At 71.4% G+C, this 11,316-nt stretch carries 9 protein-coding genes; 3 read left to right on the top strand and 6 right to left on the bottom strand.

Annotated features, from left to right (window positions below):
- Positions 1-37: 37 nt before the first annotated feature.
- Together A1QA_RS0108295 and A1QA_RS0108290 are read right to left on the bottom strand one after the other, a co-directional pair.
- Positions 38-1,267, bottom strand: coding sequence for a pyrophosphate--fructose-6-phosphate 1-phosphotransferase (locus tag A1QA_RS0108295; protein ID WP_017178447.1), 1,230 nt, complete (start codon positions 1,265-1,267; stop codon positions 38-40).
- Positions 1,268-1,383: 116 nt separating this feature from the next.
- Positions 1,384-2,241, bottom strand: coding sequence for a lysophospholipid acyltransferase family protein (locus A1QA_RS0108290; RefSeq protein ID WP_017178446.1), 858 nt, complete (start codon positions 2,239-2,241; stop codon positions 1,384-1,386).
- Positions 2,242-2,464: 223 nt separating this feature from the next.
- Between A1QA_RS0108290 and A1QA_RS0108285 the strand changes: the two genes are divergently transcribed.
- The gene (locus tag A1QA_RS0108285) at positions 2,465-4,111 is read left to right on the top strand and encodes a DEDD exonuclease domain-containing protein (protein ID WP_026048811.1); all 1,647 of its coding nucleotides are present in this window, start codon (positions 2,465-2,467) and stop codon (positions 4,109-4,111) included.
- Positions 4,112-4,142: 31 nt separating this feature from the next.
- On the opposite strand, the gene A1QA_RS0108280 is transcribed toward A1QA_RS0108285, so the two are convergent.
- Positions 4,143-4,604, bottom strand: a complete 462-nt coding sequence (locus A1QA_RS0108280; RefSeq protein WP_017178444.1) for a transcriptional regulator — start codon at positions 4,602-4,604, stop codon at positions 4,143-4,145.
- A 186-nt stretch (positions 4,605-4,790) separates the two neighbouring features.
- Here A1QA_RS0108280 and A1QA_RS0108275 point away from each other — a divergent pair, with 186 nt between their 5' ends.
- Complete coding sequence (locus tag A1QA_RS0108275) at positions 4,791-5,405, top strand: superoxide dismutase (protein ID WP_017178443.1); 615 nt, start codon at positions 4,791-4,793, stop codon at positions 5,403-5,405.
- A gap of 127 nt (positions 5,406-5,532) precedes the next feature.
- On the opposite strand, the gene A1QA_RS0108270 is transcribed toward A1QA_RS0108275, so the two are convergent.
- The 3 genes from A1QA_RS0108270 to A1QA_RS0108260 form a co-directional block, all read right to left on the bottom strand.
- Positions 5,533-6,624 carry an FKBP-type peptidyl-prolyl cis-trans isomerase gene (locus A1QA_RS0108270; protein ID WP_244266121.1) on the bottom strand — a complete coding sequence of 364 codons (1,092 nt, stop codon included), beginning with the start codon at positions 6,622-6,624 and terminating at the stop codon, positions 5,533-5,535.
- A gap of 66 nt (positions 6,625-6,690) precedes the next feature.
- On the bottom strand, positions 6,691-7,086 hold the full coding sequence (locus tag A1QA_RS0108265) for a HesB/IscA family protein (RefSeq protein WP_017178441.1): 396 nt from the start codon (positions 7,084-7,086) through the stop codon (positions 6,691-6,693).
- A gap of 112 nt (positions 7,087-7,198) precedes the next feature.
- Positions 7,199-8,857 carry an ABC-F family ATP-binding cassette domain-containing protein gene (locus A1QA_RS0108260; RefSeq protein WP_026048808.1) on the bottom strand — a complete coding sequence of 553 codons (1,659 nt, stop codon included), beginning with the start codon at positions 8,855-8,857 and terminating at the stop codon, positions 7,199-7,201.
- A gap of 321 nt (positions 8,858-9,178) precedes the next feature.
- Here A1QA_RS0108260 and A1QA_RS0108255 point away from each other — a divergent pair, with 321 nt between their 5' ends.
- Positions 9,179-11,236, top strand: coding sequence for a glucose PTS transporter subunit IIA (locus A1QA_RS0108255; protein WP_017178439.1), 2,058 nt, complete (start codon positions 9,179-9,181; stop codon positions 11,234-11,236).
- Positions 11,237-11,316: the final 80 nt, after the last annotated feature.

Raw genomic sequence — 11,316 nt, 5'->3', positions numbered from 1 at the left:
TGGCGGTCCCGGCCTCAGGCGGCCGAGGGCGACTAGCTCAGTGCTCCGGGGCGGTCTCGGCCGGGGCGACGGACTGGCCAAGCTCGCTCATGAGCTCGGTGAACCAGGGCTGGGTGATGTCGAAGGGCTTGCCTCCGGCGATGCGGGGGAACGGGATGGCGCCGAGGGCGTCGCCGTTCTCCTCGTCCTGGCCGATGACGCCGGACTCGCCGCGCAGGGCGCAGTCGACGGCGAGGTCGCACATCTTCTTGATGAGGGCGAGGTCCTCTGCGTTGGCGTGCGCGGCGCGCGAGTAGTAGCCGGACTTCTGGACCATGACCTTCTCGGCGCCGATGAGCGAGGCGAACTGCTTGGCGAACCACTGGCCGGGGTTGATGGTGTCGAGCTTGACGTGGCCGAAGGGGTCGCGCTGGACCTCCTCGCCCTTGGCCTCCATCTCGGCGATGATCTCGGGGACGCCGGCGCCCTCGGACAGGAAGATGTTGACGTTGCCCTGCTCATCCATGATGGCCTTGAGGCGCTTGGCCTCGGCGGCGATGTCGAGCTTGGCCTCGGGCAGGAAGACGGCGTGGACGTCCCAGCGCTCACGGGACAGGCCCAGCGAGGGGGCCCACTGCTTGGTTTTGAGCAGCTCGTGGTAGCGGCGGGCGGTCTCGGCGGTGAGGTAGCCGCAGTTGCGGCCCATGCACTCGTGGACGATGAGCATGCGCGGGTTGGAGCGGTGCTCGCCGATGACGTTGAAGGCGAATCCGGCGCCCTCCTCGGCGGCGGTCCAGGCGCCGAGGGACTGGCGGATCGGGACGACGTCGTTGTCGATGGTCTTGGGCAGGCCGACGACGGTGAGCTCGTAGTCGTTCTCGTGGAGGTAGGCGGCCAGATCCGCGGCGGTGGTGTTGGTGTCGTCGCCGCCGATGGTGTGCAGGACGTCGACGCCGTCCTTGCGCAACTGCTCGGCCGCGAACTTGAGGGGGTCGACGCCCTCGGCGACGAGGCCGCGCTCGACGAGGTTCTTGGCGTTGGTGAGCTTGACGCGGGAGTTGCCGATCGGGGAGCCGCCGAACTCGCGCAGGAGGCCGGCGTTCTTGCGGCCCTCGGCGTCGACGACGACGTAGTTGCCGGTGAGCAGGCCGTGGTAGCCGTACTGGTAGGCGATGATCTCAACGTCGGGGGCGACTTCGGTGTAGCGCTCGATGAGGTCGCCGACGGCGGCGGAGAGGCAAGGGGCGAAGCCGCCCGCGGTGAGCAGGGCGACGCGACGGATCGTCATCGTGAGCCTTTCGGTGAAGGTGAGAAGTGACAGCCCTCATCCTAGCCGCGCTGGCCGGGCCCGTGCCCAGCCCTGGGACCCACGTGCCGATGCGGGCGCGTCGCCGCGCCCGGGGCTCAGGACTCGGGAGTCTGATCCTCGGCGGGCTCGCCGTCGTCGCAGGGCTCGTCCTCGGGATCATCGACGGGGGGCTCGGGGACGGTGACTTCGGGAGCGGGGCGGCCGCCGGGGGCCGCCACCGGGGCGGCGGGGCGGGAGCCGGCCTGCTGGGCGAGCAGGCGGTCCGTGGCCTCCACGGCCGTGATCTTCTCCGTGTCCATCAGCTTCTTCACGTCCGCCGCGTAGACATCCACGTACTCCTGCCCGGACAGGGACATGAGCGCGTACATGACCTCATCGGTGATCGAGCGCAGTACGAAGCGGTCGTTCTCCAGCCCCCGGTAGCGCGAGAAGTCCAACGGCTCCCCCACGACGATGCCCACGCGGTGCCGCGTGGAGGGGATGACCTGCCCGATCGGCTGGGCGATATTCGAGCCGATCATCGCCACGGGGATGATCGGCGCGCCCGTCGCCAGGGCGATGCGCGCCACGCCCGTCTTGCCGCGGTACATGCGCCCATCGGGGCTGCGCGTGCCCTCCGGGTAGATGCCGAAGAGCTCGCCCGCCCGCAGGCGGTCGATCCCCGCCTGGAGGGCCGCCTGGGAGGCCTTGCCGCCCGAGCGGTCCACCGGGATCGTGCCCACGGCCGTCATGAAGCGCTTGACCGCCCAGCCCTTGACGCCCTTGCCGGTGAAGTAGTCGGACTTGCCGATGAACGCCACCTCGCGGTCGATGAGCAGCGGCAGGAAGAAGGAGTCGATGACCGCCAGATGGTTCGAGGCGAGGATCGCCGCCCCCTCGGCGGGAATGTGCTCCTCGCCCCTGATCCATGGCTGGTAGAGCATCTCCATGGCGGGGCCAGCGGCGGCCTTCATGCCTCGGTATCCCACGGGGACCTCCTGCGCTCTCAACTCCAGCGGCTACAGCTCGCATCTGCCCCACGCGCCCGGCGGGGCGCCCTTGGAACAGCCGCACCACGAAGTCTAGCCTCGCAGCGTGCCCCCACCCACACGTTCCGACGACGGCGCCCGCGATCCGCGCGCCGTCGGCCTCCCCTGGCCGTGGGACGCCCCCGGCACCCAGGGATCCTTCGAGGACATGGGCACGCCCCTGCGCGAGGCCACCTTCGTCGTCGTCGACCTGGAGACCACCGGCGCGGGCCCCGGCGCCCACGCCATCACCGAGATCGGAGCCGTCCGCGTGCGCGGCGGCATCATCGACGCCGAGTTCTCCACCCTCACCAACCCCGGCGCGCCCATTCCCGCCCAGATCACCCTCCTCACCGGCATCACCAACGCCATGGTCGCCACCGCGCCGCCCCTTGAGGACGCGCTCGCCGCCTTCCTCGCCTGGTCCCGCCAGGCCGCTGCCCACGAACCCGGGCGCAACGGCGCCCCTGCCGCCCCGATCCTCGTGGCGCACAACGCGCGCTTCGACGTCGGCCACCTGCGCGGCGCGGCCAAGGCCCTGGCCCTGCCCTGGGACGAGCCGCGCGTCGTCGACACCCTCGCCCTGACCCGCAAGGCCTGGTCCCGCAGCGACGTCCCCAACCACAAGCTCGGCACGCTCGCCTCCTTCGTCGGCTCCCCCACCCGCCCCACGCACCGCGCCCTCGACGACGCCCGCGCCACCGTCGACGTCCTCCACGCCGCCCTCGAGGCCCTCGCGCCGCTCGGCATCACCCACGTGGAGGACCTGGCCACCGCCGCCGACCCCATCCCCGCCAAGCGCCGCGCCAAGGCCCGCCTGGCCGACCCGCTCCCCCACGCCCCCGGCGTCTACCAGTTCTGCTCCCCCGCCGGACAGGTCCTCTACGTCGGCAGCGCCGCCGACCTCCACCGCCGCGTGCGCTCCTACTTCACCGCCGCGGAGAAGCGCGGCCGCATCGCCCGCATGCTCGACACCACCGTGAGCGTGCGCCACATCGAGACCCCCACCGAGATCGAGGCGCGCGTGCGCGAGCTGCGCCTCATCGCCGAGCTCGACCCGCCCCTCAACCGCCGCTCCCGCGCGCCCCAGCGCCAGCCCTGGCTGCACGTGGCCCAGGGCCGCCGCGGCCTCGGCCCGCGCCTCGCGCTCACCACCGTGCTGCCCACCGACGAGATCGCCGAGGCCGTCGGCCCTTTCCCCTCCCGCTCGACCGCGTCGGAGGCGCAGCGGGCAGCCGAGTCGGTCCTGCGCCTGAGCGCCTGGGACGGCACGGAGCTGCGCCAGGTGACCGGCATGGACTCCCCCGCCGATGCCTCCACCGCGCGCCAGGCCCTGGCCGGGCAGATCGACCTCATCGCCCTGCCGATCCTCCAGCGCGTCGCCGGCCTGGCCGAGCGGGAGCGCTACGAGGAGGCCGGCACCTGGACGTCGCGCCTGCGCTCGCTCCTCCTCGGCGCGCGCCGCGCGGAGAGCGCCCGGCCGCTGCTCGCCTGCCCGCACCTCATCGCCGCCAGGCGCCGTGAGGCCGGCGGCTGGGAGCTCGTGGCCATGCGCTGGGGCCGGCTCGCGGGCTCGCTCGTCACCCCGCCCGGCGCGGACCCGCGCCCCTACGTGTCTACCCTGCGCGCCACGGCGCAGGTCGTCGAGCGCCCCGAGCGCGTGGGCCAGGCGGCCAGTGTCGAGGAGACGCTGCTGCTGGCCTCCTGGGCCCTTGACGACGGCGCCCGCCTCGTCGAGGTCGACGGCGATCCCTCAGTCCTCGCCTGGCCCATTGGCGCCGCCGCCCGCCACCAGCGGGTCATCGACGCTGGCTGAGCGCGCGACGACCCGGGCGAGGGGCGGGGATTCAGCCCGCGGCGACGACGCTGCCGCGGCGGGCGCGCAGTGCCTTGACGATGCCCTCCTGGAGGGACAGGGGCTCCAGGGGCCGGGAGACGACGGCCTCCACCTTCGACCAGGCGGCCAGCCAGTCGTCCTGCGGGCGGGCGGTCAGGAGGAGCACCGGGGGGCGGCGGTCCATCTCTGTGAAGAGCTCGTGGGCGAGGCCTATGCCGCCGTACTTCTTGACCTCGCCGTCGAGCACGAGCGCGTCGAAGGGCTTCTTGCCGGCCTCGGCGCGGTCCTTCATCGCCAGGCGCACGCCCTCGGCGGTGGCGGCCTCGAACCAGGTGACGAGCGGCATCCCCTTGGCGGGGCGGCGGCCGATGCCCTCGATGACCTCGCGGCGCACGGTCGCGTCGTCGGAGAAGACGAGGAGCTCGAGGCGGTCGGTGGCGCCAGCGGAGTCTGTGTCGGTCGTGGCGGTCATGAGGTCCTCCGGAGGACGGTCTGGGCAGCAAGGCGTTCAGCGGTCAGTGTAATCACAGCCACGCAGGGCACGCCCCACTGTCCGCCCCCGGCGAGGCCGCCTACGATGGGCAATGTCCAGGACTTCAGTCCTAGCGGCTCGCCGCGCGGGACTGGAGCCGGCCCACCGACCTGAAAGGCACACCGCATGGCCGTCTACACCCTGCCCGAGCTCCCCTACGACTACGCCGCCCTCGAGCCCCACATCTCCGGGCGCATCATGGAGCTCCACCACGACAAGCACCACGCCGCCTACGTCGCCGGCGCCAACGCCGCCCTGGAGGCCCTGGCCGCCGCCCGCGAGTCCGGCGACCTCGCCGCGGTCAACCTGTGGGAGAAGAACCTCGCCTTCAACCTCGGCGGGCACACCAACCACACGATCTTCTGGAAGAACCTCGCCCCGAGCGCCGGCGGCCAGCCCGAGGGCGAGCTGGCGGAGGCCATCAAGGACTCCTTCGGCTCCTTCGAGCGCTTCCAGGCGCACTTCACCGCCACCGCGCTGGGCATCCAGGGCTCGGGATGGGCTGTGCTCGCCTTCGACTCCATCTCCGGCAAACTCGTCATCTTCCAGCTCTTCGACCAGCAGGCCAACGTGCCCGTGGGCACCGTCCCGCTGTTCATGGTGGACATGTGGGAGCACGCCTTCTACCTCGACTACCTCAACGTCAAGGCCGACTACGTCAAGGCCATCTGGAACATCGCCAACTGGCAGAACGTGGCCGAGCGCCTGGAGGCCGCCAAGAAGGGCACCCTGGTCATCTGAACGACGACAACTCCCCCCCGGCCCCGCGCGGCGGATGGCCGAGAGCCGAGGACCGAGCGACGAGCGAGGAGCCCCGCGACCGAATCCGGTCGCGGGGCTCCTCAGCGCTTTGTCAGCGCCTCGTGCCTCAGAGCGCCGGGCCCACATCCATGACGTAGGCCATCGACGGCGCCGAGCCGTCCTGGGCGGGCGGGGTGAGCACGACGACGCGCGACCCGGCGGGCACGCCCTCCAGGCCCTTGAGCTGGGCCGTCTGCACCGTCTGGAGGACGCCCTCCTTCCAGGTCGAGCCGGTCTGGGAGCCGTCCCACGTGGAGAAGGCGAGGTTGGCGCCCGCAGTGGAGTTCGCGGGAAGGGGCTGCCCCGTACCGCGGGCCAGCACGATGACCTCGGGCTCGGTGGGCTCCTTGGCGCCCGAGGTGACGCTGATCGTCGGCTCGGAGCCGAGCTCGCCGCTGACCGTGATCCCACGGGCGGTCACCTTCTCCTGGCCCTCCATGGTGGCCGAGGAGACAGCGGACTCGACGTCCGCGGACGAGGCCTTCGAGACGATCTCGACAACGAACACGAGCGGCCCCTGGGGCGGCTGCTGCCCGGCGCCCTGCGCCTGCCCGCTGCTCATCCCCTGCCCGTAGGCGAGCTCCGGCGGAATCGCCATGAGCACACGCTCACCGACCTTGTGACCGGCCAGCCCGCAGGTCCAGCCCTTGATCACCTGCTGGAGGCTGAAGGGGATCGGGGCCCCGCGGTCGTAGGAGGCGTCGAAGGTGGTGTCCTTGCCCCACTCCCAGCCGGCGTAGGAGGCCTTGACGACGTCGGAGCCCGAGACCGCGTCCCCCGTCCCCTCATTGAGGGTCTTGACGGTGAGGTTCGACGGCGCGTCCTGGCCGCTCCAGGTGAGGCTCGGCTTGGCGCCCGCCTCCCCGCTGACGGTCGGCAGCGCGGCCGAGTCGGAGTCGATGGTCAGCGTCGAGCAGTCGACACTGGCCAGGGGCGAGACCGTGGCAGCCGGGGTCGCCGCGGAGTCGGCCGACGGCGACGTCGTCGAAGCCGCCGATGCGGCCGAAGCAGCCGGGGTGGTCGCCTGCGAGTCGACCTGCTTGGAGACATCGCCGCAGCCGGTGAGCGCCAGGCCCGCGCTCAGCGCGATCGCGCCGAGGGCGAGGCCACGGCGCCGCATGGCGCGGCCCATGGCGGAAGGAGGAAGGGTGAGGGGCACAGTTCGTCTCTCGTCTTGGCGGGCGGGCCCGGCGCCGTCGACGGCGCCGGGCCCGTCCAATGGGGATCAGTGGAAGGACTCGCCGCAGGCGCAGGTGCCCGCCGCGTTGGGGTTCTCGATGGTGAAGCCCTGCTTCTCGATCGTGTCAGCGAAGTCGATGGTCGCGCCGGACAGGTAGGGCACGCTCATGCGGTCCACGACCACCTCGACGCTCTCCATGGCGCCGCCGCCGGTCGGGAAGGCGCGCACGGCGTCGCCGTCGAGGGTCCGCTCGTCGAAGTAGAGCTGGTAGACGAGGCCGGAGCAGCCACCGGGCTGCACGGCGACGCGCAGGCGCAGGTCGTCCCGGCCCTCCTGCTCCAGGAGGGAGGCGACCTTGGCGGCGGCCGCCTCGGTGAGGAGGACCTCGTGCTCGGGCACGTCGGTGGTCTCGGTGCTCGCGGTGTCAAGAGTCTGGGTCATGACTGTCTCCGTCGATATACGTAGGTATTCGGGCCTACCCTACGTCCGCGCCCCGCCGATCACCGAGTGACGGCACTCACCGGGCCAGGACCAACCCCCGCTCGGGCCCGGATCAGGCCATCGCCACGAGCTCGAGGTAGTCCTCGCCCCACAGGTCCTCGTCGCCGTCGGGCAGCAGGAGGACGCGATCGGGGTTGAGGGCGGTCACCGCGCCCTCGTCGTGGGTGACGAGCACGACGGCGCCGGTGAAGGTGGACAGCGCCCGCAGGATCTCCTCGCGGCTGGCCGGATCGAGGTTGTTCGTGGGCTCGTCGAGCAGGAGGACGTTGGCGCTGGAGACCACGAGGATCGCCAGGGCCAGGCGCGTCTTCTCCCCGCCGGACAGGACCCGGGCGGGCTTGTCCGCGTCCGCGCCGGAGAAGAGGAAGGAGCCGAGCACGCTGCGCACCTGCGTGTCATCCATGTCCGGGGCGGCCGAGCGCAGGTTCTCCACCACCGTGCGGCCGGTGTCGATGGTCTCGTGCTCCTGGGCGTAATAGCCGATCTTGAGGCCGTGCCCGGGCAGGACCTCGCCGGAGTCCGGGGTCTCGACGCCGGCCAGGAGGCGCAGGAGCGTTGTCTTTCCCGCGCCGTTGAGCCCGAGGACGACGACGCGCGAGCCGCGGTCGATCGCGAGGTCCACCCCGGCGAAGACCTCCAGGGAGCCGTAGGCCTTGGACAGCCCGGCCGCGCGCAGCGGCGTCTTGCCGCAGGGGGCGGGGTCGGGGAAGCGCAGGTGCGCGACCTTGTCCGCCTGCTGCTCGGCCTCCAGGCCCGCCATGAGCCTCTCGGCGCGCTTGAGCATCTGCTGGGCGGCGACGGCCTTGGTGGCCTTGGCGCGCATCTTCTCGCCCTGGGCGCGCAGGGTGGCGGCCTTCTTCTCCGCGTTGGCGCGCTCACGGCGGCGGCGGTGCTCGTCGTCGGCCCGCTGGTTGAGGTATGCGTCCCATCCGAGGTGGTAGACGTCGAGGGCGCCCCGGTTGGCGTCCAGGTGCATGACATGGTTGACGGTGTCGCGCAGGAGCTCGACGTCGTGGCTGATGACGATGAAGCCGCCGGAGTAGGTGCGCAGGTGGTCGCGCAGCCAGACGATGGAGTCGTGGTCGAGGTGGTTGGTGGGCTCGTCGAGGAGGAGTGTGTCGGGCTGGGCGAACAGGACGCGGGCGAGCTCGACGCGGCGGCGCTGGCCACCGGAGAGGGTGCCGATCGGCTGGTCGAGGACGCGGTCGGGCAGGGAGAGGGCGGCGGCGATGCGGGCGGCCTCGGAGGCGGCGGCGTACCCGCCGGCCATGGTGAACTCGTGGTCGAGGCGCGTGTAGCGGTCGAGGGCCTTGGCCATGGCGTCGCCCTCGGTGGTGGCGATGCGCTCCTCTGCCTTGCGGATGCGCGCCAGGAGGGAGTCGATGCCGCGGGCGGACAGGATGCGGTCGCGGGCGATCTCGGTGAGATCCCCGATCTTCGTGTCCTGCGGCAGGTAGCCGACGGTCCCGTTGCAGGAGATCGTGCCCTCGTGCTCGACGGCGTCCAGGCCGTGGCGCTCATCGCCGTCGGCCACCGCCTGGCTGGTGCCCTGGGCCACCGAGGCGGCGGCGAGGAGCTTGGTCATCGTGGTCTTGCCGGCGCCGTTGCGGCCGACGAGCCCGATGCGCATGCCCTTGTCGACGCGGAAGGAGGCGCCGGCCACGAGCTGGCGGGCGCCGATGCGCAGGGTGAGGTCCTGGACGTTGATCACGGCGGACATGCTACGGGGCGCGGCGCCGTCCCCCTCCCAGCGCGCCGGGCTCGGGATAGCGCCAGGAGCGCGGTGAAGCGCGAGGATCGCGGCCGCGCCGGGGCGGACACGGGGCGCGGGCGGCGCCATCGACGCGGCGTCGGGTCCTGCCGCCTGCGAGGACGCCGCCAGATTGAGGCCGCCCTCACAGAGTTGTAAGATCTCTGCAATGCGGCATCCTCGCGCCCGCTGGCCCGACCAGCGGCCCCTGCGCGCCTGATGATGCCGTTCCGACGGCACTGTCCGCCGTTGGGCCACACGTCAGAAAGGCATCCCCACGCCATGACCACCACTACGAGCACGCCCGAGGCGATCCTCGACGCGGTCGGTGGGGCGGACAACATCGTCCACCTCACGCACTGCGCCACCCGTCTCCGGTTCGAACTCCGCGACGCCTCGGTCATCGACAAGGCCACCGTCGAGGCCATCCCCGGAGTCCTCGGCGCGGTTCCCCAGTCCGGTGACCGCTACCAGATCGTCATCGGCGGCGCCGTCCAGGGCATGTACACCGAGATCATGAACCTGCCCGCGATGAAGAACGCGGCGGCCGTGTCCGACGCCGACGTCAAGGCGGCTGCCCGTTCCAAGGCCCGCGGCAAGAACGCCATCGTCGACGCGTTCTTCGAGTACCTCTCCGACTCCTTCCGCCCGCTGCTGCCGGTGCTGCTCGGCACCTCGCTCATCATCGCTGGCGAGGCCGTCCTCGAGGCCTTCCACATCATCGACACCCACGCCGAGAACCTCCCGCCGACGCTGGTCTTCGCCAACGCGATGTTCCAGTCGGTGTTCTACTTCATGCCGATCATGGTGGCCTACAACGCCGCCAAGAAGCTCGGCATCGACCCGTGGGTGGGCGCCGCCGTCATGGCCGCCCTGCTCACCCAGGACTTCGCCAAGCTCTCCGACTCCGCCTCGACGGTCTGCTCGCACAACTCGCTGCTCGACAAGGACCTGTGCATGGTCCACATCGCGGGTCTGCCCATGCAGCTCAACTCCTACGGCGGGCAGGTGTTCGTGCCCCTGCTGATGGTCGCCATCCTGGCGCCGCTGTACAAGTACCTGACCAAGATCATCCCGGCCAACGTGCAGATGGTCTTCGTGCCCTTCCTCTGCTTCATCATCATGATGCCGCTGACGGCCTTCCTCATCGGCCCCATCGGCATCTGGCTGGGCACCGGCATCGGCGCTGGCCTGTTCTGGCTCTACTCGCATGTGCCATTCGTCTTCGCGATCGCGATCCCGCTGCTCTACCCCTTCCTCGTGCCGCTGGGCCTGCACTGGCCGCTGAACGCCATCATGATCGCGAACATCAACGGCGACGCCACGAACCACCTCGACTACATCCAGGGCCCCATGGGCGCCTGGAACTTCGCCTGCTTCGGCGCCACCGCCGCCGTGCTCGTCATCTCGGTTCGCGCCAAGGACGCCGAGATGCGGCAGACCTCGTTGGGCGCCCTCGCCGCTGGCCTCTTCGGCGGTATCTCTGAGCCGTCCCTCTACGGTATCCACCTGCGCTTCAAGCGGATCTACCCGTTCATGCTTGTCGGCTGTTTCGTGGGCGGCCTGGTCCAGGCCGTGGGCGGCCTCCTGACCGACGGCGGCGTGCTCACCGGCGCCTTCGCCTTCACCTCGCTGCTGACCATCCCGGTCTTCAAGCCGATGTTCCTCTACGCGGTCTCGGTGCTCGCCGGCTTCGTGACCTCCTTCTTCCTCATCCTCACCTTCGACTACCGCACCAAGGAGGAGCGGGCCGCCCAGGCCGCCGCCTCTGGCGCTGTCGAGGCCTCCGCTGAGGACACCGCCGCGGACCTGGCCCTGGAGGCCGGCGCCGCCGGTGCTGCTGCCGCGACCGTCGCCGAGGCCCTCGAGCCCGGCGCTGTCACGGAGATCGTCTCCCCGCTCACCGGTGATGTCATGGCCCTGTCCGATGTTCCGGACCCGGTCTTCTCCACCGGCGCCGTCGGCGACGGCGCGGGCGTGACCCCCTCGGGCGAGATCGTCGTGACGGCCCCCGCGGCCGGCACCGTCGTCGTCGCCCCCGCCTCCGGGCACGCCTACGGCATCAACCTGGACAACGGCGTCGAGCTGCTCATCCACGTCGGTATCGACACCGTCAACCTGGAGGGCAAGGGCTTCGACGTCAAGGTCAAGCAGGGCGACCGGGTCGAGGCCGGCCAGGAGCTCGTGCGCGTCGACCGCGCCGTCGTCGAGGAGGCCGGCTACTCGCTGACCACCCCGGTGCTCGTCACCAACACCGCGAAGTTCGCCTCCGTCGAGCTCGCGGCGGACGGCGGCGTCGAGCAGGGCGCCACGCTCCTGCGCATCACCGCCAAGGACTGACAGAGCCTGACAAGGGCTGACCAAGCAGTCAGGATCTGAGGGCCGGTGCTCCCCCGTGGGGCACCGGCCCTCAGTCGTGC

Source organism: Actinomyces timonensis DSM 23838, from assembly GCF_000295095.1.
Taxonomy (GTDB): domain Bacteria; phylum Actinomycetota; class Actinomycetes; order Actinomycetales; family Actinomycetaceae; genus Actinomyces; species Actinomyces timonensis.
The sequence above is the reverse complement of the archived record's forward strand: the minus strand, read 5'-3'. Positions and strand labels throughout refer to the sequence as shown.